Here is a 23,806-nt window from a genome sequence, read left to right on the forward strand (position 1 = left end):
GGCTTCGGTGAGGGCCGTGCGGCGGCCCCCGGTCAGTCCTCCGTGGTGGCGGAGACCGAGGACGGCGACTGCTGCTCGGCGGCAGCGGTCTTCGCCGTCTTCTTCGCGGCGGTCTTCTTGGTCGTGGCCTTCTTGGCCGTCGACTTCGCAGCCGTCGTCTTCGTGGTGGCCGTCTTCTTGGCGGCGGCCTTCTTGGCCGGCGCCTTCTTCGCGGCCGTCTTCTTGGCGGTGGCCTTCTTCGCGGCGGTCTTCCGCGCGGGCTTGGCCTCCTCGGCACCGGCCTCCGCGGGCTCCGCGACGGCGGTGGCCTGCGCGGCATCGGCGGCGGGCTCCACGGCCTCGGCGGTGGTGTCCCCGGCGGCCGGCAGGACCACCACGGCATCCTCCACCGGAGCCGTGGGCGCCGTCGCCTTGCGGACCGCGCGCCGCCGCGGACGCGCCGGCGGCGTGGCCTCGGCGACCGGCTCCACGACGGGCTCGGCGACCGGCTCCGCCTGCGCCTCGGCGGGCGCGGGCTCGGCGGGCGCCGGCTCGACGACCGTCACCGCGGCCTCCTCGGCGGCGGGAGCACCGGCGGGCGCGGACACCCGCCGGGTGGCCCGGCGGCGACCACGCCGGGGCGCCTCCTCGGCCTCCGCGGCCTCCGCGGCCTCCACGGTCTCGGCGGGGACCACCGGGTCCTCGACGGCGACCGGCTCGGCCTGCGCCTCGGCGGCGGACTCGGCGACCACCGGACGCGCGGCCTCCTCGGCGGCCGTCACGTCCTGCGCGGTCGGCGCGCCCTGCTCGGCGGCCTGCTCGGCGGCCTGCGCACGGGCCTCCTCCGCGGCCTGCTCGGCCCGGCGGCGGCTGCGCGCCTGCGCCTTGGTCTCGCGCGGCTCACGGGTCTCCGACGCCTCCGGCGCACCGGCGGGAGAGGTCGCCCGGCGGCTGGTGCGGCGGCGTCCACGGCGGCCGGCCGCGGCCTCCGCCTCGGCGACGCTGCTGTAGAGCTCCTCGTCGGCCGCGAAGTCCGGCGAGGGCAGCGCGATCGGCTCCTCCGTGGACTCCGTGACGGTGGACGCCTCGCGCTCGAGCTCGGCCTCCTCCTCGGCGGAGGGGGCCTCGGCGACCAGCGCCGACGGCTCGTGCTCGTGCGGCTGCTCCTGCTGCCCGTCCCGCGCGCCGCCGCGCTTCTTCTTCTTGCCGCCGCCGCCCGCGGCGGACGGCACGTCGAGGTGGACGATCACACCGCGGCCGTTGCAGTGGACGCAGGTCTCGGAGAAGGACTCCAGCAGGCCCTGGCCGACCCGCTTGCGGGTCATCTGCACCAGGCCCAGCGAGGTGACCTCGGCGACCTGGTGCTTGGTGCGGTCGCGGCCCAGGCACTCCAGCAGGCGCCGCAGCACCAGGTCCCGGTTGGACTCCAGCACCATGTCGATGAAGTCGATGACGATGATGCCGCCGAGGTCGCGCAGCCGCAGCTGGCGGACGATCTCCTCGGCCGCCTCCAGGTTGTTCCTGGTGACGGTCTCCTCGAGGTTGCCGCCCTGACCGGTGAACTTGCCGGTGTTGACGTCGACGACGATCATCGCCTCGGTCCGGTCGATCACCAGCGAGCCGCCGCTCGGCAGCCAGACCTTGCGGTCCAGCGCCTTGGCGAGCTGCTCGTCGATCCGGTACGTGGCGAACACGTCGACCTCGGAGGTCCACCGCTGCAGGCGTTCCGCCAGGTCCGGCGCCACGCCGGCCACGTAGCCGTGGATGGTCTTCCACGCCTCGTCGCCGCTGACGACGACCTTGGAGAAGTCCTCGTTGAAGATGTCGCGGACGACCCGGACGGTCATGTCCGGCTCGCCGTAGAGCAGCGTCGGCGCGTTGCCCTTCTTCGCCTTCTGCTGGATCTCCTCCCACTGCGCCTGCAGACGCTCGACGTCGCGGCGCAGCTCGTCCTCGCTGGCGCCCTCGGCGGCGGTGCGCACGATGACGCCCGCGTCCTCGGGGACGATCTTCTTGAGGATGGTCTTCAGCCGGGCGCGCTCGGTGTCGGGCAGCTTGCGGCTGATGCCGGTCATCGACCCCTCGGGGACGTAGACCAGGTAGCGGCCGGGCAGCGAGACCTGGCTGGTCAGGCGGGCGCCCTTGTGGCCGATCGGGTCCTTGGTGACCTGGACCAGCACGGACTGGCCGGACTTCAGCGCGGTCTCGATGCGGCGCGGCCCGTGGGCCATGCCGAGCGCCTCGAAGTTGACCTCACCGGCGTAGAGCACCGCGTTGCGGCCCTTGCCGATGTCGATGAAGGCGGCCTCCATCGACGGCAGGACGTTCTGCACCTTGCCGAGGTAGACGTTGCCGACGTAGGAGGTCGACTGCTCCTTGTTCACGTAGTGCTCGACGAGGATGTTGTCCTCGAGCACACCGATCTGGGTGCGGTCGCCGTGCTGGCGGACCACCATCACGCGCTCGACGGCCTCCCGGCGGGCCAGGAACTCGGCCTCGGTGATGATCGGCACGCGGCGGCGGCCCTGCTCGCGGCCCTCGCGGCGGCGCTGCTTCTTCGCCTCCAGGCGGGTCGAGCCCTTGATGGACTGCACCTCGTCGGCGGCCGTGTCACCGGGGCCGGAGCGCTCGTCCTTCCTGCGGGGCTCGCGCACCTTGACGACCGTGCGCTCCGGGTCGTCCTGCGACGGCTCGGCCTCGACGGCCGTGTCACCGGCGCGGCGACGGCGACGGCGGCGACGGCGGGAGCTGCTGGAGCCGCCGCCCGTCTCGCGGCCGGACTCGGCCTCGTGCTCGTCGGCCTCGTGCTCGTCGTCCTCGGCGTCCTCGGCGAGCTGCTCGGCGCCGTCCCTGTCCGAGGCGGACTCCGCGTCCTGCTCGGCCTGGTCCGCGGCGGCCTCGGTCTCCTCGTCCTGCTCGGACTCGGTGTCGCCGTCGGTGTCGCGCTCGGCGTCGCCGGCCTCGCCGCGACGACGGCGGCGGCCGCCCCTGCGGCGGCGACGGCGGCCACCGGTCTCCTCGTAGTCGCCCTGGTCGTCGCGGTCGTCGCGGTCCGCCTGCTCGGCGTCCTGCTCCGCCTCGTCGGCGGGCTCCACGGACTCCTCGGCGGGCGCCTGCTCGACGGCGGGAGCGCTCTCCTCGCCACCCCGGCGGCGACGGCCGCGACGGCGGGCGCCGGCCTGCTCGGTCGCCTCGGCGGGCTCCTCCACGGCGGCGGCCTCGGCCGGCTCCGTGGCGCGGGCGGCCTCCTGCGCGGCCTCGTAGGCGGCGCGCTCGGGCGTCTGGAACATCGGCTCGGTGAAGACCGGGGCCTGGAACACCGGAGACGCGGGACGGCCCGGACGGCGCGGGGAGTCGCCCTCAAAGGCGCGCGGCGCGCTGAAGCCGGTGGCGGGGCGGCGCACGGCGCGGCGGCGCGGGCGGCGGCCCTCCGGCTCGTTCTCGGCGACCGGCTCGGCGGCGGCCCGCGACTCCTCGGCCTTGGCCTCTGCGGCGGCCTCCTCGGCACGCTGCGCCTCGGCGCGGGCCAGGTCCTCCGCGGACGGGGCGGCGGCCGGGCGGGTGGCACGGCGGCGGGTGCGGCGCGGCGCGGCGGAGCTCTCCTCCGCGGCGGGGGCCTCGGCGGCAGGCGCCTCGACGGGGGTCTCGGGGGCAGTCTCTGCGGCTGCCTCGGGCTCGGCGGCCTCCTCGGCCTCCTCCCCGGCGGCGGGCGTCTCGGGGACGGCCACAACCTCGGCGGCCTCGGGGGCGCCGGCGGGCGAGGTGGCGCGGCGGACGGCACGGCGGCGGCGCGGGGCCGGAGCGGCCTCCTCCACGGCGGGCGTCACGGCGGCGGCCTCGGCCTCGGCGGGCGCCTCCTCGACGGCGGCGTCCTCGTCCTTCGCCACGGCCGCGGTCTGCTCGGCGGCGGTGGGGGCGGCGGCCGGGCGCACGGCGCGGCGGCGGGAACGGCGCGGCGCGGCGGGCGCCTCCTCGGCGGCGGCCTCGCCCGGGGCGGCTGCCTCGGCGGCCGGGGCGGCTGCCTCGACGGCGGGCTCCACCGGTGCGGCGGGCTGCTCGGCGGCCGGGGAGTCGGGCGTGCCGGCCGGCGCGGAGGCGCGGCGTACGGCCCGGCGGCGGCGGGGAGCCGGTGCGGCGTCCTCGGCGGCGGGCGTCTCCGCGGCGGGGGTCTCGGTCGGGGTCGGGGCGGTCTGCTCCGACGCGGTGGCGGCCTCGGCGGCCTCCGTGGTCCCGGCCGGCGGACCCGCCGGGCGGGACGCGGCCCTGCGCCGGCGGCGCGGCGGCAGGCTGTCGCTGGGGGTGTTGTGGTCGGAACCCTCGTTGGTGGGTTCGGTCGGTCCGAGCATGCGGGCGTTTCTCCCGTCAGGCTCCCGGGCGTCGCGCCTGGTCCGGTGGGCACCGGTGACGTCCGCGGCTCGCGCGGTGCGCGTCGCCGCCGTCCGGGGCGCGGGCGCCGCACGGGAGCACTACTAGTCCTGTCTCGCCGGTTCCGTCCGCCGATTTACGGACGGCCTGGCGAAAGTCTTGTGGTCGTGCGCGCTGCCCGACCCAGGTGGCTCCCGAGTTTCAGGGCGGCGCTACGGCGTTCGTCCCTACGCGGGACCTTCCGGCGCCGGCGCCTGCGCGGCGGCAGAGGAATCTGCCTCGCGGTCGGGCGCGAGCGGGTCGGTCACCGTGCCGGTCTCTTCGTCGAAGAGCCCCTGCGCCAGCCTGGTCACCGCTGCGGGGACCGGCGGCGCCAGGTCAGCCACCACACGGAGGCCGGACAGGACGTCGTCGGGTCGCACGGCAGGCGTCACGTGCCGAACAACCAGGCGCAGTATCGCACAGGGGTGGTCGCCGGGCCCATCGTCGCCACCGGCCGCCCGGGCTTCCAGGCTGACGACGGCGTTGCGGGCGTCGAAGGTGCGGACACCGTTCTTCGTCATGCGCTGCACTTCGACGGTCTCGGCCTGTGTGAAGGCCTCGACCGCGCGGGCCGCGTCCTCGGGGGCCACGCCGTCCAGGCGGAGCTCCCACGTGGACGCCGTGAGCCGGTCGGCGAGGCCGGAGGTGCGGGCCTCCACCGCGTCGATCACGTCGAGCCCGTCGGGCAGCGACTCGTCGAGCAGCTCACGCAGCTTCAGCGGGTCACGCGACTCGGTGAGCGCGATCTCCAGGTACTCCGCCTCACTGCCCGTGCCGGTGGGTGCGGCATTGGCGTACGACACCTTCGGATGCGGCGTGAACCCCGCCGAGTACGCCATGGGTACGTCGGCGCGGCGCAGCGCGCGCTCGAAGGCGCGCTGGAAGTCGCGATGGCTGGTGAACCGGAGGCGGCCGCGCTTGGTGTAACGCAGTCGGATGCGCTGCACGGCGGGTGCCGGCGGCGGGCCTTCGGGCTGTCGCTTGCCCAGTGCTCTAATCCTTCGTGAGTGCGGTCGTACTGCTACCAAGAGTACGCGCTCCCGGGCCCGCGGGTTCCCGCCGGTCCCGGGGAAGTGGTGCCGCGGGGGCCTTGCGGGGGCTGCCGAAGAGGGCGGTCCGCACCTCCCGGCGCAGCTCACGGACCGTCACCCGGGCGGCGGCCACCGCGTTCCGCACTCCGCGGCCCGCGGCCCGGACGGTCCGGCCGAGGGGGCGCAGCACGGTGTCGCGGACGAGCCGTCCGGCCGGGGCCAGCACCGCCCGGAAGACCCACCGGACCGGGTCGACGAGGATCCACCGCAGCAGGCGGAGCAGGAGGCGGCCGGCGGCCAGGGAGATCCGTCCGGTGATCCGCCAGGCGTGTCCGAGCGCCTCCCCCACCTCGCGCAGGACCACGGCGAGCACCCGTCCGACGGCACGCAGCGGCGCGATCACCAGCCACCGGGCCAGCCACAGCGTCACGGCGGCGACACCACGGGCGCACCAGGCGGCGCCGTGGCCCAGCGGGGTGAGCACCCAGCGGTACAGCGCCACGGCGGGAGCGACCACCAGCCACCGCACCAGCCAGGTCAGACCGTGTCCGAGCGGCGTCAGCACCCACCGGTACAGGCACACCGCCGGAACCATCACCAGCACGCGGACCAGCCACGCCACCGCGGCGGCGGCACCCCGCCCGCCCTGTCGCAGCAACCGCCACAGCCACCGCCCGGCGGACGCCGCCGCGTGGCCCAGGGGTGCCAGCACCCACCGGTACAGCGCCTCCGCCGGTGCCGCCACCAGCCACCGCGCGAGCCACACCCCCGTGAAGGCGATCCCCCGCCCGGTCTGCCACGACAGCCACCCGAGGCCGCGCACGACGAAGGCCGCGGCCCGGCCGGCGGGCGCCAGCAGCCACCGGTACACCCACCGGGCCGGTGTCAGGACCAGCACCCGGCCCAGCCACCGCGCGGTGCGGTCGAGGCCGCGCCAGGCGGGGCCCAGGACGGCGGTCCACAGGAGCCGTCCGGTGGCAACGACCAGGTCCCACAGCATCCGCAGCGGCAGCACCACCACCAGCGCGACGATCCGCACCGGCAGCCGCACCGCCGCGACCAGGCATCCCTCGTCCCGGCGCTCCGGGAGCCGTTCCGTCGTCTTCTCCACGTCCGGTAGGACGCGCGGAAGAGGCCCGGACGATGCCTCTGTCACCGAACCGGTACGCACGACGACGCTGCCGCTCCCGTGCGGGATGCGGCGGCGTCGTGCGGCGTGCGGGTGGGGCGGGCCGGGTCAGTGGCTGTGGTTGTGGCCTCCGGTGGCCCCGGCGGGCTGCTTGACGCTCAGCGGCAGCAGCTTCTTGCCGGTGGGGCCGATCTGGATGGACGTGTCCATGGCCGGGCAGACGCCGCAGTCGAAGCAGGGCGTCCAGCGGCAGTCCTCGACCTCGGTCTCGTCGAGGGCGTCCTGCCAGTCCTCCCAGAGCCAGTCCTTGTCGAGACCGGAGTCCAGGTGGTCCCAAGGCAGGACCTCCTCGTAGGAGCGCTCGCGGGTGGTGTACCAGTCGACGTCCACGCCGTGCGGGGCGAGGGCCTTGTCGGCGCAGGCCATCCAGCGGTCGTAGGAGAAGTGCTCGCGCCAGCCGTCGAAGCGGCCGCCGTCCTCGTAGACGGCGCGGATGACGTCGCCGATGCGGCGGTCGCCGCGCGAGAGCAGTCCCTCGACGATGCCGGGCTTGCCGTCGTGGTAGCGGAAGCCGATGGAGCGGCCGTACTTCTTGTCGCCGCGGATCTTGTCGCGGAGCTTCTCCAGGCGGGCGTCGGTCTCCTCGGCGGAGAGCTGCGGGGCCCACTGGAAGGGGGTGTGCGGCTTGGGCACGAAGCCGCCGATGGAGACCGTGCAGCGGATGTCGTTGGAGCCGGAGACCTCGCGGCCCTTGGCGATCACCCGGGTCGCCATGTCGGCGATCTGCAGCACGTCGTCGTCGGTCTCGGTGGGCAGGCCGCACATGAAGTACAGCTTCACCTGGCGCCAGCCGTTGCCGTAGGCGGTGGCGACGGTGCGGATCAGGTCGTCCTCGGAGACCATCTTGTTGATGACCTTGCGGATGCGCTCGCTGCCGCCCTCGGGGGCGAAGGTCAGGCCGGAGCGGCGTCCGTTGCGGGTCAGCTCGTTGGCCAGGTCGATGTTGAAGGCGTCGACGCGGGTCGAGGGCAGCGAGAGGCCGATCTTGTCCTCGGTGTAGCGGTCCGCGAGGCCCTTGGCGATGTCGCCGATCTCGGAGTGGTCGGCGGAGGACAGCGACAGCAGGCCGACCTCCTCGAAGCCGGTGGCCTTGAGGCCCTTCTCGACCATCTCGCCGATGCCGGTGATGGACCGCTCGCGCACCGGGCGGGTGATCATGCCGGCCTGGCAGAAGCGGCAGCCGCGGGTGCAGCCGCGGAAGATCTCCACGGACATCCGCTCGTGCACCGTCTCGGCGAGCGGGACCAGCGGCTGCTTGGGGTAGGGCCACTCGTCGAGGTCCATCACGGTGTGCTTGGACACCCGCCACGGCACGCCGGAGCGGTTGGGGACGACTCGGGCGATGCGGCCGTCGGCCAGGTACTCGACGTCGTAGAAGCGCGGGATGTAGACGGCGCCGGTCTTCGCCAGGCGCAGCAGCACCTCGTCGCGCCCACCGGGGCGGCCCTCGGCCTTCCAGCCGCGGATGATCTCCGTCATGTCGAGCACGGCCTGCTCGCCGTCGCCGATGATCGCGGCGTCGATGAAGTCGGCGATCGGCTCGGGGTTGAACGCGGCGTGTCCGCCGGCCAGGACGATCGGGTCGTCGAGGCCGCGGTCCTTCGACTCCAGCGGGACGCCCGCCAGGTCGAGGGCGGTCAGCATGTTGGTGTAGCCGAGCTCGGTCGAGAAGGAGAGCCCGAGGACGTCGAACGCGCCGACGGGGCGGTGGCTGTCCACGGTGAACTGCGGGACGCCGTGCTCCCGCATCAGCGCCTCCATGTCCGGCCAGACGCTGTAGGTGCGCTCGGCGAGGACGCCGTCACGCTCGTTCAGGACCTCGTAGAGGATCTGGACGCCCTGGTTGGGCAGGCCGACCTCGTACGCGTCCGGGTACATGAGCGCCCACCGGACGTCGCACGAGTCCCAGGGCTTGACGGTGGAGTTGAGCTCGCCGCCCACGTACTGGATCGGCTTCTGCACATGCGGGAGCAGAGCTTCGAGCTGCGGGAAGACCGATTCGGACATCCTTGAACCTTCATGAGCGGACGGGGGTGCTCCTCCCCGCCGGGCCCCACCGGTCTTCCGGCCAGGCCCTGCCGGGTCTCCGGCCGGGGTCCGGCCGGGTTGTGGCCGGGGGAGGATGACTCTCAAGCGTACCCGCAGTGCGCCGCCCTTCCGGTCACCCCTTCGGACGAGCCCGGCGGGCGACCTCCGCCCAGCGCGCGGGCAGCTCCGCCTCGGTCAGGGCGGCCGTCCTCTCCTCGCGCCCGTAGAGGACGCCCCAGGAGAAGGCGGGCTCGCCGGCCCCGGTGGCGTCCTCGGCGAGGGTGCGCAGGGCCTGGCGGGACATCACGCTGTCCTGGTGTTCGCCGAGCGGACGCTGGAGGGACTTGGCGTCGCGGGAGAGCCGCCGGGCCGCCTTGCCGAGGGCGGGGGCCGCGGCCTCGGCGGCGTAGCGGGTGCGCTTGGCCTTCTTGCGGGCCTCGTGGAGGGCGGTGTCGCGTTCGGGGCCGGGCTCCAGCGCCAGCGCCCGCTCGATCCTGCGGGAGAGCCGCCGGAACTCCTTGTCCAGGGCCTTGGCCAGCGGCCTGCCCGGTTTCCGGGCGGCGGCCTTGCGCAGCGGCGGGTCGGCGAGGAAGGCGTCGAGGGCGGTGAGCAGCTCCAGGTAGCGGCGGCTGTCGAGGGCGGCGGCGACCCGGGGGCGGCTGGCGCCGCGGCGGGTGCCGGACCAGAGGGTCAGCCGCTCGCGGACGGGGCCGGTCCGCAGGTGGCCGGGAAGGGCGTCCAGGGCGGCGGCGAGGCGTGCGTCGAGGACCTCCTGGTCGCGGTCGACGCCGAGTTCGCGGGTGAGCCACTGCAGTTCGGCGGCGAGCGGGGCGACGGCCTCGCGGTCGAGCAGCGCGCGGTAGGCGCGCAGGGCGGAGCGCAGGCGGCGGGTGGACACGCGCAGGTCGTGGACGGACTCGGGGAGGTCCCGCCGGACGGCGGGGTCCAGGGCGACGAGGCGGTCGCGCTGGGCGCGGAGGTAGGCGAGGACGTGGTCCCCCGCCGTGACCGGCTTCCCGCGGCGGGGTGCCGGCCCGTCGCCGTCGGGGTCGGTCTCGGTCAGGGCGCGGGCCAGCTTGGACGGTGAGTCGGAGGGGCGGACGCCGGCCCGGCGGAACCGCTTCTCCACCAGGTCGAGCAGCTCCGGGGCGACGCCCTCGGCGAGTTCGACCTCGATCTCGGTCCACTGGGCCTCGCCGTGCCCGCCCACCAGCCGCTCGGCGTGCACGGCGTCGGCACTCGCCTCGGCGAGCAGCCGGCCCTCCGCGTCGCGCAGCTCGCGCACGTCCCGGACGGAGCGGAGGCGGACCACGGGGACGACCTCGGCGCCGAGGGTGCGGGAGCGGACCAGCCGCAGCAGCTCGGCGGGCGGTTCACCGGTGAGCGGGGCTCCGATCTCGTCCCGGGTGTCCGGTCCGACGGGGAGCTTGAGGTGCCAGCCGGGGGTGGAGCCGCCGGTGCGGCGGCGCAGCGTCACCGAGGAGGCGGCCAGGCGGAGGTCGGGGGTGTCGTAGTAGACGGCGTCGAGTTCCGTCACCCCCTGGTCCACGACGGCGGCGATGCCGCCCACGTTGGTCAGGTCGGGGAGCCCGCTGTCCCGCGACTCGAATTTCCGCTCGATCTCACGTGTGGTGTCCGCCATACACCTGAGGCTAACCGCGCGGGTCCCCGAACGGAGGCACGGCGCAGGCGCGGCCCACCGGCACGGCTGGGTTCCCAGTGCGGAGTCACCACCGGGAAGTCACGGAGAACGGGGCGGCTCCCCGCCCGCGTGCGGGTGGGGAGCCGCCCCGTTCCGTGCGCGCGGGCCGGACCCGCTCAGGCGGAGACCGGCCGTTGGAGGCGGATGGACTGGAGCAGGCCGACCGCGATCCAGACGGCGAACATGGACGAGCCGCCGTAGGACACGAACGGCAGCGGCAGACCCGCCACCGGCATGATCCCGAGCGTCATCCCGACGTTCTCGAACGACTGGAAGGCGAACCAGGCGATGATCCCCGCGGCGACGATCGTGCCGTAGAGCTCGGTGGTCTCGCGCGCGATGCGGCAGGCCCGCCACAGCACCACGCCGATCAGGAGCAGTATCAGCGCGCCGCCCACGAAGCCGAGTTCCTCGCCCGCCACCGTGAAGATGAAGTCCGTCTGCTGCTCGGGGACGAACTGGCCGGTGGTCTGGGAGCCCTGGAAGAGGCCCGAGCCGGTCAGGCCGCCGGAGCCGATGGCGATACGGGCCTGGTTGGTGTTGTAGCCGACGCCGGCCGGGTCGAGCTCGGGGTTGGCGAAGGCCGCGAAGCGGTTGATCTGGTACTCGTCCAGCACGCCGAGCTGCCAGACGGCGATCGCCCCGACGGCCCCGGCGCCGATCAGCCCGAGCACCCACCGGTTGGACGCGCCGGAGGCCAGCAGTACGCCCAGCACGATCACCACCATGACCATGACCGACCCGAGGTCGGGCATCAGCATCACGATCAGCATGGGCAGCGCGGCCAGTCCGAGCGCCAGGAGCACCGTGCGGTGGTCCGGGTGCTCGCGGTCGCCCGCGTCGACGCGGGCGGCCAGCAGCATCGCCATGCCGAGGATGATGGTGATCTTGACGAACTCGGACGGCTGGAGCGAGAAGCCGCCGCCGATCTGGATCCAGGCGTGGGCGCCGTTGATGGTGGCGCCCAGCGGGGTGAGCACCAGCACGATCAGCAGCACCGAGACGCCGTACAGGATCGGCACCGCGCCGCGCAGGGTGCGGTGGCCCAGCCAGATCGTGCCGATCATCAGGGCGATGCCGATGCCGGTGTTCAGCAGGTGGCGGACCAGGAAGTAGTACGGGTCGTCGTGGTTGAGCTCGGTGCGGTTGCGGGTGGCCGAGTAGACCAGCACCGTGCCGATCAGCGAGAGGGCCAGGGCGGACAGCAGTATCGGCCAGTCCAGCCGCCGGGCCGCCGAGTCGCGCGCGACCAGGCGGGCCCAGGCGGACCGCTCGGGTCCGTACCCGGAGACGGAGAAGCTGTTCACTCCCACGCTCATGAGCACCTGCTTCCCGGCCGGCCGGAGCGGCGGCCGACGCCCTGGTTCCCGGCGCCCACGTCCCCGGCGCCCGCGTTCCCGGCGCCTGCGTTCCCGGTGCCCGCGTTCCCGGCCCGTGCGTTCCCGGCTCGTGCGTTCCCGGCTCGTGCATTCCCGGCCCGTGCGCGCCTGCCGCCGCGCCCCTGCGGACCCGGTCCGGGTGGCGGGCCGCCCCGGCGCCGCGAGGCGCGGCGGGTGGCCCGGTTGCCGGCGGCGGGCCGCTCGACGGTGCCGACGGGCTGCTGCGCGGGCGGCGCCCCGTCGTCCGCTCCCCCGGCGGCCTCGTCCGGCGGTGCCTGGCCCGGGTCGGCGCCGGGCGGGGTCGCGCCCCCGGCCTCGCCCCCGCCCTCGGCGGCGGCGTCGGCGGCCTTCTGGAGGGCCTTCACCGGGTCGTCCTCGATCTTCGGGCTGTCCACGGTGCCGTCGGGGCGCACCTTGGGCAGCTTTTTCTGCGGCTCGGGGAGCAGCGCCTTCTTCCGGTCGATCGAGCCGTCCGGCTGGACGCCGTACATCGCGTCGTAGATCTTGCGCACGGCCGGGCCCGAGGCGCCGGAGCCGGTACCACCCTGGGAGATCGTCATGACGATCGCGTAGTCGTCGGTGTAGGTGGCGAACCAGGAGGTGGTCTGCTTGCCGTAGACCTCGGCGGTACCGGTCTTGGCGTGCATGGGGATCTTGTCCTGCGGCCAGCCGCCGAACCGCCAGGCCGCGGTGCCGCGCGTGGCGACGCCCTCGAGCGCCGCGTCCATCTCCTTGAGCGTCTTCCCGCTGACCGGGAGCTTGCCGTTGTTCCTCGGCTCGATCTCCTCGATCTTCTGGCCGTCCGGGCTGATCACGGCCTTGCCGACGGAGGGCGCGTACATCGTGCCGCCGTTGGAGATGGCGCCGTAGATGGCGGCCATCTGGATGGGCGTCACCAGGGTGTCGCCCTGGCCGATCGAGTAGTTCACCGAGTCACCGGCGCGCAGTTCGTTGCCGCCGTGGCAGTTCTCCCACTCGATGCGTTCGACGTAGTCGCCGTCCTTCTTGCCGTTCTTGCACCAGTAGTCCTTGTTGGCCTCCCAGTACTCCTGCTTCCACTCCCGGTCCGGGATGCGGCCCGGGACCTCGTTGGGCAGGTCGATGCCGGTCTCCTTGCCGAGGCCGAATTCGTGGGCCGCCTTGTAGAAGTGGTCCTTGGCGTTCTTGCCCTTGCCGCCGCCGTCCTTCTTCCACTGCTCGTGCGCGAGCCGGTAGTAGACGGTGTCGCAGGAGACCTCCAGGGCGCGGCCCAGGTCGATCATGCCGTAGTTGGCGGACTCGAAGTTCTTGAAGACCTGGCTGCCGATGGAGTAGTCGCTGGAGCACTGGTAACTGCCGTCGAAGGCGTAGCCGGCGTCGACCGCGCCCGCGGTGGTGACCACCTTGAAGATGGAGCCGGGCGCCGCCTGCCCCTGGATGGCGCGGTTGAGCAGCGGGTAGTTGCCCTTCTTGCCGGTCATCTTGGCGTAGTCCTTGGCGGAGATGCCGCCGACCCAGGCGTTGGGGTCGTAGGACGGGTTGGACGCCATGGCGACCACCCGGCCGGTCCTGGCCTCCAGCACCACGACGGCGCCCGCGTCGGCCTTGTACGTCTCGTTGGTGTTGCGGTCCCACTCCTGGCGGGCCGCCTTCATCGCCTGCTCCAGCTCGTACTCGGCGACCCGCTGCACGCGGGCGTCGATGCTGGTGACCAGGTGCGAGCCGGGCACGCCGGGGTCGGCCTCGGCCTCGCCGAGGACCCGGCCCAGCTTGTCGACCTCGTACCGGGTGACGCCGGCCTTGCCGCGCAGCGCCTGGTCGTACTGGCGCTCCAGGCCGGAACGGCCCACCTGGTCGGAGCGCAGGAAGGGCGAGTCGGTGTCCTGGGCCTTCTGGATCTCCTCGTCGGTGACGGGCGACAGGTAGCCGAGGACCTGGGCGGTGTTGGCGCCGCCGGGGCTCGGGTAGCGGCGGACCGAGGCGGGCTCGGCCGTGATGCCGGGGAAGTCCTCGGAGCGCTCGCGGATCTGCAGGGCCTGACGGGCCGTCGCCTCGTCGGTGATGGGGATCGGCTGGTAGGGCGAACCGTTCCAGCAGGGCTGCGGGGTCTCGGAGTCGCAGAGCCGGACCTTCTCCATCACCTCCTTCGGCTTCATGCCGAGGACCTCGGCGAGCTTGGTGAGGACGCCCTTGCCGTCGTCGTCCATCTTCATCAGCTCGGTCCGGGAGGCGGAGACGACCAGCCGGTTCTCGTTGTCCGCGATCGGCACGCCGCGGGCGTCGAGGATCTCGCCGCGGGTGGCGGGCTGGACGACCTGCTGGACGTGGTTGCCGCTGGCCTCGGCCGCGTACTCGGCGCCGTTGCGCACCTGGAGGTACCAGAGGCGGCCGCCGAGGGTGGCGAGCAGCGAGAGGACCAGCACCTGGAGGACCACCAGACGGATCTGGACGCGAGGGCTGCGGCCCGTCTCGGGAATGTTGCTCACAGCCGCTTCACCCCCTTCAGGCGGTTGCCGACGCGGAAGCGGCCGGCGCGGGTGCGGCTGAGTCCGGGCGTGCCGGAGACCAGCCAGTTGGAGGTGACGGAGGCGCCGCCCCCGGCGGAGGAGGAGTCGGCGAGCGGGTCGTTCTCCGCGCGGCGGGCCAGGGCCATCACGCCCGGCACCACGAACGGGGTGAGCAGCAGGTCGTAGAGCGCGGCGGTGAACAGCAGGGAGCCGAGGCCGACGTCCCGGGCGGCGGTGTCGCCGACCAGCGCGCCCACTCCGGCGTAGAGCAGCGTGGAGCCGACGGCGGCGGCGACCACGACGGCCATCGGGCCGATCGCGGTCCGCAGCCGTCCGTGCTCCGGCTTGGCGAGCCCGACGAGGTAGCCGACGACGCAGAGCACCAGCGCGTACCGGCCTGCCGCGTGGTCGGCGGGCGGCGCCAGGTCGGCGAGGAGGCCGGCCGCGAAGCCGACCAGCGCGCCCCCGGTGTGCCCGTAGACCAGGGCCAGGCCGAGGACGGTGAGCAGCAGCAGGTCGGGTACGGCTCCGGGCAGCTGGAGTCTGGCGAGGATGCTCACCTGGATCACCAGGGCGACCACCACCAGCGTGCCGGAGAGCAGGATCCGGTTCAGTTTCATGGGTAAATCCCCCCAGTTCCTACTGCTCGTCCTGGTCTTGCTGCGGCTGCTGCCCGCCCTGTCCTGCGGCGCCGTCCTGGCCGGCCTGGCCGTCCTGGCCCGCCTGGCCCTCCTGACCGGCCCGGCCGGCCTCGCCCTCGGGATCGGGGGCGCCGGGTGTGACGGTCACCGTCACGGTCGGGACGGGCGTCGGCTTGGGCTTCGGCGGCAGCACGCTGTCCCGCGGGTCCTTGGCGGGCCCCTGGACGACGATGCCGACGATGTCGAGCTGGGTGAAGCTGACGAACGGCGTGACGTAGACCGTACGCGTCAGGTCGCCGCCGGCCGGGTCGACCCGCGAGACGACGCCGACCGGGACGCCGGGTACGAACGGCTTGTTGCCCTCGGAGCCGAAGGTGACCAGGCGCTGGCCCTTCTCCACCTTCGCCTTGCCGTTGAGCAGCTGGACGCGCAGCGGCCGGTCGCCCTGGCCGGAGGCGAAGCCGAGTTCGTCGTTGCCCTCCATGCGGGTGCCGACGGTGAAGTCGGGGTCGCTGGCCAGCAGGACCGTGGCCGTCTCGGGGCCGACGGTGGTGACGCGGCCGACCAGGCCGTCGCCGTTGAGCACCGTCATGTCCCGCTGGATGCCGTCGTTGGCGCCGACGTCCAGGGTGACCGTCCAGGAGAAGCCCTGGGCGGCGCCGATGCCGACCACCTGGGCGCCCTTGATCTTGTACTGCCCGGCGCCCGCGGTGGCCAGCATCTTCTCGAACTGGCGGAGCCTGCTGCGGTCGCGCGCGTCGCTGCCGAGTTCCGCCTTCAGGGCGGCGTTCTCCTGCTCGAGTTCGGTGAGCCGGTCGTGGCGCTCCCCCGAGTCGCGGACGGCCGCGACGGCGTTGCCGATCGGATCGACCGCGGAGGCGACGCCGTTCTCGATCGGGCCGAAGACGGCGGCCGCGGCATGCCGGGCGCCGTCGACGGGTGAGTCCTTCCCACCCCTGATGTCCACCGTGATCAGCGCGAACGCGATCGCGACCAGCAGCACCAGGAGCAGCCGGCTCTCTCGTGTGTCCCTCACGTGCGGCGGCCGTGCCTTCCTTGTCGGAATGGTCGTACGGACTTGCTGTGTCTGCGGACTTGCTGTGTCTGCGGACTTGCTGTGTCTGCGGGCGGCTGCGCCGGCGAGCGACTGCGTCCACCGACGACTATGTCCCGGTACGGGCGAATCCACGGGAGAAACGCCTGGGCCGGACGCCGGAGTTCCGGGTCCGGCCGGAGGTCCGCCGTACGGGTGCGCCCCGTACGGCGGACAGGTGACGTTCCGTCAATCGGGTGGCTCAGCGGCGGGGCTGGGCGTCCAGGACCTGCTGGAGCGCCTCGAACTCCTCGACGCACTTGCCGGAGCCGAGCGCCACGCTGTCCAGCGGGTCCTCGGCGATGTGGATCGGCATGCCGGTCTCCCGGCGCAGCCGCTCATCCAGGCCGCGGAGCAGGGCGCCGCCGCCGGTGAGCACGATCCCACGGTCCATCACGTCGCCCGACAGCTCGGGCGGGCACTTGTCCAGCGTGGTCTTGACGGCGTCGACGATCGCGTTGACCGGTTCCTCGATCGCCTTGCGGACCTCCGCGGCGGAGATGACCACGGTCTTCGGCAGGCCGGAGACCAGGTCGCGGCCGCGGATCTCGGTGTGCTCGTCCTTGTCCAGGTCGTACGCGGAGCCGATCGAGATCTTGATCTGCTCGGCCGTCCGCTCGCCGAGGAGCAGCGAGTACTCCTTCTTGACGTGCTGGATGATCGCGTTGTCCAGCTCGTCGCCGGCGACCCGGATCGACTGGGCGGTCACGATGCCGCCGAGGGAGATCACCGCGACCTCCGTGGTGCCGCCGCCGATGTCCACCACCATGTTGCCCGTGGCCTCGTGGACCGGCAGGCCGGAGCCGATGGCGGCGGCCATGGGCTCCTCGATGATGTGCACCTGGCGGGCGCCGGCCTGGGTCGACGCCTCGATGACGGCGCGGCGCTCCACCCCGGTGATGCCGGACGGCACGCACACCACGACCCGCGGGCGGGCCAGGTAGCGGCGCTTGTGGATCTTCAGGATGAAGTACCGCAGCATCCGCTCGGTGATCTCGAAGTCGGCGATCACGCCGTCCTTCAGCGGGCGCACCGCCACGATGTTGCCGGGGGTGCGGCCGATCATCTTCTTGGCCTCGGCCCCCACCGCCAGGATGCCGCCGGTGTTGGTGTTGATCGCGACGACCGACGGCTCGTTGAGTACGATCCCGCGACCCCTCACGTACACCAGCGTGTTGGCGGTCCCGAGGTCGACAGCCATGTCACGGCCGATGAACGACATTGAGTTCCCCATCAGAATTCGTCTGGCCGTCCCACGTTGAGCGTGAATCCGCTTGCGGTGGGGACGGCAAGGGTGGGTGCTGTGACGTGAAGGCTTGCAAGGCTAACCATCGTAGTCTCGCCCGCCCCCTGACACTGCGCGAGGGTCTCCGCCATTCTCAGCAGAAGACGGAGCTGTACGCCTCCGGTGACGTGCCGTCGGAGGGAAAGGTTCCCCCAAAGAGGGCCCGGCCACAACGGTCGGCGCCGCCCGACGGGTCAGACGCGGCCGGGGAAGAAGATCTTGATCTCGCGCTCGGCGGACTCCTCGGAGTCCGAGGCGTGGATGAGGTTCTCCCGCGTGATGACGCCGAAGTCGCCGCGGATGGAACCGGGCTGCGCCTCGATCGGGTCGGTGGGACCGGCGAGACGGCGCACGCCCTCGATCACGCGCTCGCCCTCGACGATCAGCGACACGACCGGGCCGGACGACATGAAGCCGAGCAGCGGCTCGTAGAACGGCTTGCCCTTGTGCTCGCCGTAGTGCTGCTCGAGGGTCTCCTGGTCGAGGGTGCGGAGCTCGAGGGCGGTGATGCTCCAGCCCGCCTTGCGCTCGATACGGCTGATGATCTCGCCGGTCAGGCCGCGACGGACGGCGTCGGGCTTGAGGAGGACAAGGGTGCGCTGCATGCGGGCTCCCGGAGTGGCTGTACGGGCTGGTGAAGATCGGTCCGAGCCTATCCTCCCCGGCCGGTGGCCCAGCACCCGAGGCACGGCCAAGCCTCCGCGGTGGGGCCGGCCCGCCGCCGCACCGACGCCGCCCCTCGGGGAACCGAGGGGCGGCGTCACGCGGTCAGGTCGGTCAGATCGGTCAGGCGGTGGTGGTGGCCGCCGCCCGGGACGCCTTGGCGGCGTCGATCTTGCGGCCGTAGTGGACGGAGGCCCACCACAGCGCCGCGAAGGCGACCCCGAGTCCGAACATCATCGGCACCACGAAGCCCGAGGCGATCAGCGCGGCCTGGAGGATCCAGCCCAGCACCACCCCGCCCGGCCGGGTGATGACCCCGCACAGCAGCACGGACAGCAGCATGCCGATCCCGCACACCGTCCACACCGTCGTCATGGACAGGTCCGGGTCCTTCATGGCGACCAGCCCGGCGAAGGCGATGACGAAGAACTCGCCGATGAGCGTCGAAGCGCAGAGCGTACGCACGGAAAATCCTCAGCCCTTCCTGAGAAGCAGCCGGGCCTCGCCGACCGTGATGACAGAACCGGTGACCAGCACGCCGCCGCCGGCGAACTCGCCCTCCTCCTCGGCCAGCGTGATCGCGGCCTCCAGCGCGTCCGGGAGCCGCGGCTCGACCTGGACCCGCTCGTCCCCGAACACCTCCACGGCGATCGCGGCCAGCTCGTCCGCGTCCATCGCCCGGTGGCTGGAGTTCTGCGTGACGACGACCTCCGCGAAGATCGGCTCGAACGCCTCCAGCAGCCCTCGCACGTTCTTGTCGCCGCTCGCGCCGACCACGCCGATCAGGCGGCTGAAGTCGAAGGCCTCGCCGACCGCCTCGGCGGTGACCCGCGCGCCGGCCGGGTTGTGCGCGGCGTCCAGGACGACCGTGGGCGAGCGCCGCACGACCTCCATCCGCCCCGGCGAGGACACCGAGGCGAACGCCCGCCGCACCGTCTCGATGTCGAGCGGGCCGGAGCGCGCCCCGCCGACGCCGAAGAACGCCTCGACCGCCGCCAGCGCGACCGCCGCGTTGTGCGCCTGGTGGGCGCCGTGCAGCGGGAGGTAGACCTCCTCGTACTCGCCGCCCAGGCCGCGCAGCGTCATCATCTGGCCGCCGACCGCGACCTGCCGCGACAGCACGCCGAACTCCAGGCCCTCGCGGGCCACCGTGGCGTTCTTCCGCACGGAGGTCTTCAGCACGACCTGCGCGGCGTCCACCGGCTGCTGGGCGAGCACGACCGTGGCGTCGTCCTTGATGATCCCGGACTTCTCGGTGGCGATCTCGCCCGTGGTGGAGCCGAGGCGGTCGGTGTGGTCCAGGTCGATGGGGGTGATCACGGCGACGTCGGCGTCGATGACGTTGGTGGCGTCCCAGGTGCCGCCCATGCCGACCTCGACGACGGCCACGTCCACGGGCGCGTCGGCGAAGGCCGCGTAGGCCATGCCGGTGAGGACCTCGAAGAAGGAGAGCCGGTACTCCTGCGCGGTGTCGACCATGTCGACGTACGGCTTGATGTCCCGGTAGGTCTCGACGAACCGCTCGGCGTCGATCGGATGCCCGTCCAGGCTGATCCGCTCGGTGACGGACTGCACGTGCGGGCTGGTGTAGCGGCCGGTGCGCAGGTCGAAGGCGCCGAGCAGCGCCTCGATCATGCGGGCGGTGGAGGTCTTGCCGTTGGTGCCCGTGATGTGGATCGACGGGTAGGAGCGCTGCGGGTCGCCGAGGACGTCCATCAGCGCGGCGATGCGGCTGACGGAGGGCTCCAGCTTGGTCTCGCCCCAGCGGGAGGCGAGTTCCGCCTCCACCTCGCGGAGCGCCCTGTCGACCTCCGGGTCCTCGGGACGGGACGGCACGTCCGCGCCGGGCGGGCCGCCCTGGGTGCGCAGGGTGCGGCTGCCGGCCTCGATCACGGCGAGATCGGGATCGCGGTCCGTCTCCTCCGCGATGATCTCTTCGAAGGCGTCCAGCGGGTCGGGACCCTCGCTGCTGTCGTCCGGGGGGAGCTCACTCACGCGCCCAGTCTACGTTCCTGGTACGGCACGGTTCGTCCCGGGCCGGGCGCGGTTCAGCCCAGCCAGGCACGCAGCCGCAGCCGGCCCCACAGGTGCGCCAGGGCGAAGGAGACCGCCGTGGACACGACCGCGACCGCGGCCATGGCGAGGAGCGCCGGGCCGCCGTGCGGGACCCGGTCGGCGAGCAGGGCGGACAGCGCCGTCACCGGGGCCAGGTGGACCAGGTAGGCACCGAAGGAGGCATCGGAGAGCCGTTCCACGGGCCCCCGCCACCGGCGGGGCACCCGCACGCCCCGGAAGGCGCCGAGGACCGCGAAGGTGAGCGCCGCCACGGGGAGCGAGGCGTACGCGGCGGGGAACCGGAAGCCGAGCTGGTACCCGGTGAGCGCGGCCAGGCAGCCCGCGGTGGCGACCGCCCAGGGCCAACGCGGGCCGAGGCCGCGGGCGGCGCCCAGGAGTCCGGCGCCCAGCAGCGCGTACCCGAGCGGGTAGAGCGACAGCCCCCACTCCCAGCTCGGCAGGTCCAGCCCGGTCGGCGCCCCCAGGTCGGCGCGGGCGGCCCCGCCGAAGGCGCACACCGCGAGCAGGCCCAGCGTCCACCAGGGCACCGTGCGGCCCCGGTCCCGCACCAGCAGCACCACGGCGCCCAGCGCCAGCAGCAGCGGCACGTAGACGTACAGGTACCAGAGGTGGAACGCCGCCTCGACCGAGCCGAACAGCGCCGCGGCGGCGTCCTCGGGCGTCCCCCGCCAGGCAACGTAGAACAGGGTCCACAGGGCCATCGGCCGCACGATCCGGTCGGCCCGCCGCAGCAGCTGTCCCTCGCCGCGCACCGGGGAGGCCGCCAGCGCCGCCCAGCCGGCCATGGCGAAGAAGGCGGGCACCGCGAAACGGGTGAGGGCGTCGGCGGCGTGGCCCGTCGTGCGGTGGCCGGCGTCGACGAAGACGGCGGCGGTGTGGCACAGCACCACGGCCGCCGTGCACACCACCCGGAGCAGGTCGACGTCGTGCCGCCGCTCGCGGACCGGTGCGGCGGCGCAGGGCAGGGGGGTGCTCACGGTCATGCCCGCACCCAACAACCCGCGGATGACGCGCACCCCACGACGACGTGAACGCCGCGAGCCGCCCCTGGGGAGGAGCGGCTCGCGGTGTGAGGCGTCGAACGACCGGACGATTACGCGGAGGGCAGCTTCTGGAGCTGCTCGGTGATCCGCGCGATGTCCTCCTCGGCCTTGGCGAGGCGGGCGCGGATCTTCTCCACGACCGGCTCCGGGGCCTTGCCGAGGAAGGCCTCGTTGCCCAGCTTGCCGTTGGCCTGCGCCTTCTCCTTCTCGGCGGCGGCGAGGTCCTTGGAGAGCCGCTTGCGCTCGGCCTCGAAGTCGATGGCGCCGGACAGGTCCAGCTCGACCGTCGCCCCGGCCACCGGCAGGCTGGCGGTGGCGGAGAAGCCCTCGCCCTCCGGCTGGAGGCGCAGCAGCTGGCGGATGGCCGGCTCGTGCGGGGCGAGCGCCGTGCCGCCCAGGGTGAGGCGGGCCGGGACGCGCTGGCCAGGCTGCAGGCCCTGGTCGCTGCGGAAGCGGCGGACCTCGGTGATCACCGACTGGAGGGTGGCGATCTCCCGCTCGGCGCCGGCGTCGCGGAAGCCGCTGTCCGAGGGCCAGTCGGCGACGACGACGGACTCGCCGCCGGTCAGCGTGGTCCACAGCGTCTCGGTGACGAACGGCATGATCGGGTGCAGCAGCCGCAGCGTGACGTCCAGGACCTCGCCGAGGACGCGCTTGCTCGCCTCGGCGGCCGGGCCGCCCGCCATGAACGTCGTCTTCGACAGCTCGACGTACCAGTCGAAGACCTCGTCCCACGCGAAGTGGTAGAGCGTCTCGGACAGCTTGGAGAACTGGTAGTCCTCGTAGAAGGCGTCGACCTCGGCGACCACCGAGTTGAGCCGGGAGAGGATCCAGCGGTCGGTCGCCGACAGTTCGGCGGCGTCCGGCAGCGGGCCCTCGACGGTCGCGCCGTTCATCAGGGCGAACCGGGTGGCGTTCCAGATCTTGTTGGCGAAGTTGCGGGCCGCCTGGACCCAGTCCTCGCCGATGGGCACGTCGACGCCGGGGTTGGCGCCGCGCGCCAGGGTGAAGCGCAGCGCGTCGGAGCCGTACTTGTCCATCCAGTCCAGCGGGTTGACGACGTTCCCGAAGGACTTCGACATCTTCTTGCCGTTCTGGTCACGGACCATGCCGTGCAGCACGATGGTGTGGAACGGCGGGGTGCCGTCCATCGCGTAGAGGCCGAACATCATCATCCGGGCGACCCAGAAGAAGAGGATGTCGTAGCCGGTGACCAGCACGGAGTTCGGGTAGAACTTCGCGAGGCTCTCGGTCTCCCCGGGCCAGCCCAGCGTGGAGAACGGCCACAGGCCGGAGGAGAACCAGGTGTCGAGGACGTCGCTGTCCTGGCGCCAGCCCTCCGCCTCGGTGCCCGGCGGCTGCTCGTCGGGGCCGACGCAGACCGTCTCGCCGTTCGGGCCGTACCAGACCGGGATGCGGTGACCCCACCAGAGCTGGCGCGAGATGCACCAGTCGTGGAGGTTGTCGACCCAGTCGAAGTACCGCTTCTCCATCTCCTGCGGGTGGATCTTGACCTTGCCGTCGCGGACCGCGTCGCCGGCGGCCTGGGCGAGCGGGCCGACCTTGACCCACCACTGCATGGACAGCCGGGGCTCGATGGTGGTCTTGCACCGGGAGCAGTGGCCGACGGAGTGGGTGTAGGGGCGCTTCTCGGCGACGATCCGGCCCTCGGCGCGCAGCGCGGCGACGATGGCGGAGCGGGCCTCGAGGCGGTCCAGGCCCTGGAAGGGACCGTGGACGGTGATGACGGCGTGCTCGTCCATCACGGCGATGGACGGCAGGTCGTGCCGCTGGCCGATCTCGAAGTCGTTCGGGTCGTGGGCCGGGGTGACCTTGACCGCGCCGGTGCCGAACTCCGGGTCGACGTGCGCGTCGGCGACGACGGGGATGGTGCGGTCGGTCAGCGGCAGCTTGATCTGCTTGCCGACCAGGTGCCGGTACCGCTCGTCGTCCGGGTGGACGGCGACCGCGGTGTCGCCCAGCATCGTCTCGGCGCGGGTGGTGGCGACGACGATGGTGTCCTCGCCCTCGCCGTACTTCATGGAGACGAGCTCGCCGTCGTCGTCCTGGTACTCGACCTCGATGTCGGAGATCGCGGTCAGGCAGCGCGGGCACCAGTTGATGATGCGCTCGGCGCGGTAGATCAGCTCGTCGTCGAAGAGCTTCTTGAAGATGGTCTGGACGGCCTGGGACAGGCCCTCGTCCATCGTGAAGCGCTCGCGCGACCAGGCGACGCCGTCGCCGAGGCGGCGCATCTGGCCGGAGATCTGGCCGCCGGACTCGGCCTTCCACTGCCAGACGCGCTCGACGAACGCCTCGCGGCCCAGGTCGTGGCGGGACTTGCCCTCCTTGCCGAGCTCGCGCTCGACGACGTTCTGGGTCGCGATGCCGGCGTGGTCCATGCCCGGCTGCCACAGCGTCTCGTAGCCCTGCATCCGCTTGCGGCGGGTCAGGGAGTCGATCAGCGTGTGCTCGAAGGCGTGCCCCAGGTGGAGCGAGCCGGTGACGTTCGGCGGGGGGATGACGACGGTGAAGGGTTCCTTGTCGCTCTCCGCGTCCGCCTCGAAGTAACCGCGTTCTACCCAGCGCTCGTACAGCGGTCCCTCCACGTCGGCCGGCGTGTACTGGGTCGGCAGTTCGGTTTCGGGCGCTGTGGGCTGCTGAGAGTTCTCGGTCACGCCGGTCATTTTAGGGGTGTCGCCATCCTGTTCCGAAACGCGATTACTAGGTAACGGTCTGCGCCCGGGGGCGCACGCCGGGGCCGCCGTAGGGAAGGATGGCGCGGGACAGCATCAGGGAGGGAA

The 23,806-nt window shown here is 73.1% G+C and carries 15 protein-coding genes; all 15 read right to left on the reverse strand.

Annotation, left to right across the window (positions count from 1 at the left end; genetic code table 11):
* Positions 1–32 precede the first annotated feature (32 nt).
* The 15 genes from ACWD3O_RS20695 to ACWD3O_RS20765 all read right to left on the reverse strand — a co-directional run bounded on the left by ACWD3O_RS20695 (position 33) and on the right by ACWD3O_RS20765 (position 23,680).
* Entirely contained in the window at positions 33–4,325 is a 4,293-nt protein-coding gene (locus ACWD3O_RS20695) for an Rne/Rng family ribonuclease (RefSeq protein ID WP_451416871.1), read from the reverse strand.
* 246 nt (positions 4,326–4,571) lie between these two features.
* Complete coding sequence (locus ACWD3O_RS20700; protein ID WP_451416872.1) at positions 4,572–5,333, reverse strand: TIGR03936 family radical SAM-associated protein; 762 nt, start codon at positions 5,331–5,333, stop codon at positions 4,572–4,574.
* A gap of 46 nt (positions 5,334–5,379) precedes the next feature.
* Positions 5,380–6,528, reverse strand: a complete 1,149-nt coding sequence (locus ACWD3O_RS20705; RefSeq protein WP_451416873.1) for a hypothetical protein — start codon at positions 6,526–6,528, stop codon at positions 5,380–5,382.
* Between the two features lie 126 nt (positions 6,529–6,654).
* Positions 6,655–8,613 (reverse strand): TIGR03960 family B12-binding radical SAM protein, encoded by a 1,959-nt coding sequence (locus ACWD3O_RS20710; RefSeq protein ID WP_451411906.1) that lies wholly within the window; start codon positions 8,611–8,613, stop codon positions 6,655–6,657.
* A gap of 154 nt (positions 8,614–8,767) precedes the next feature.
* The gene (locus ACWD3O_RS20715; protein ID WP_451416874.1) at positions 8,768–10,276 is read right to left on the reverse strand and encodes a CYTH and CHAD domain-containing protein; all 1,509 of its coding nucleotides are present in this window, start codon (positions 10,274–10,276) and stop codon (positions 8,768–8,770) included.
* A 176-nt stretch (positions 10,277–10,452) separates the two neighbouring features.
* Positions 10,453–11,655: a rod shape-determining protein RodA gene (gene rodA / locus ACWD3O_RS20720; RefSeq protein ID WP_451416875.1), complete on the reverse strand. Its 1,203-nt coding sequence runs from the start codon at positions 11,653–11,655 to the stop codon at positions 10,453–10,455.
* Entirely contained in the window at positions 11,652–14,180 is a 2,529-nt protein-coding gene (gene mrdA, locus ACWD3O_RS20725) for a penicillin-binding protein 2 (RefSeq protein ID WP_451416876.1), read from the reverse strand. Before mrdA ends, rodA begins: the two co-directional genes overlap by 4 nt.
* Positions 14,177–14,821, reverse strand: a complete 645-nt coding sequence (gene mreD / locus ACWD3O_RS20730) for a rod shape-determining protein MreD (protein ID WP_451411910.1) — start codon at positions 14,819–14,821, stop codon at positions 14,177–14,179. The genes mrdA and mreD overlap by 4 nt, the downstream gene beginning before the upstream one ends.
* A 19-nt stretch (positions 14,822–14,840) precedes the next feature.
* Positions 14,841–15,878, reverse strand: coding sequence for a rod shape-determining protein MreC (mreC, locus tag ACWD3O_RS20735; protein ID WP_451416877.1), 1,038 nt, complete (start codon positions 15,876–15,878; stop codon positions 14,841–14,843).
* Between the two features lie 259 nt (positions 15,879–16,137).
* Positions 16,138–17,157, reverse strand: coding sequence for a rod shape-determining protein (locus ACWD3O_RS20740; RefSeq protein WP_108955326.1), 1,020 nt, complete (start codon positions 17,155–17,157; stop codon positions 16,138–16,140).
* A gap of 257 nt (positions 17,158–17,414) precedes the next feature.
* Positions 17,415–17,825: a nucleoside-diphosphate kinase gene (gene ndk / locus ACWD3O_RS20745; RefSeq protein ID WP_451411912.1), complete on the reverse strand. Its 411-nt coding sequence runs from the start codon at positions 17,823–17,825 to the stop codon at positions 17,415–17,417.
* A 181-nt stretch (positions 17,826–18,006) separates the two neighbouring features.
* Positions 18,007–18,348: a DUF4233 domain-containing protein gene (locus tag ACWD3O_RS20750; protein ID WP_451411913.1), complete on the reverse strand. Its 342-nt coding sequence runs from the start codon at positions 18,346–18,348 to the stop codon at positions 18,007–18,009.
* Between the two features lie 9 nt (positions 18,349–18,357).
* A complete protein-coding gene (gene folC / locus ACWD3O_RS20755; RefSeq protein WP_451411914.1) occupies positions 18,358–19,878 on the reverse strand; it encodes a bifunctional tetrahydrofolate synthase/dihydrofolate synthase in 1,521 nt (506 codons plus the stop codon).
* Positions 19,879–19,931: 53 nt separating this feature from the next.
* Positions 19,932–20,942: an acyltransferase family protein gene (locus ACWD3O_RS20760; protein ID WP_451416878.1), complete on the reverse strand. Its 1,011-nt coding sequence runs from the start codon at positions 20,940–20,942 to the stop codon at positions 19,932–19,934.
* A gap of 110 nt (positions 20,943–21,052) precedes the next feature.
* Complete coding sequence (locus ACWD3O_RS20765; protein ID WP_451416879.1) at positions 21,053–23,680, reverse strand: valine--tRNA ligase; 2,628 nt, start codon at positions 23,678–23,680, stop codon at positions 21,053–21,055.
* Between the last annotated feature and the right edge of the window lie 126 nt (positions 23,681–23,806).

Source organism: Streptomyces sp. NPDC002640 (genome assembly GCF_053592575.1).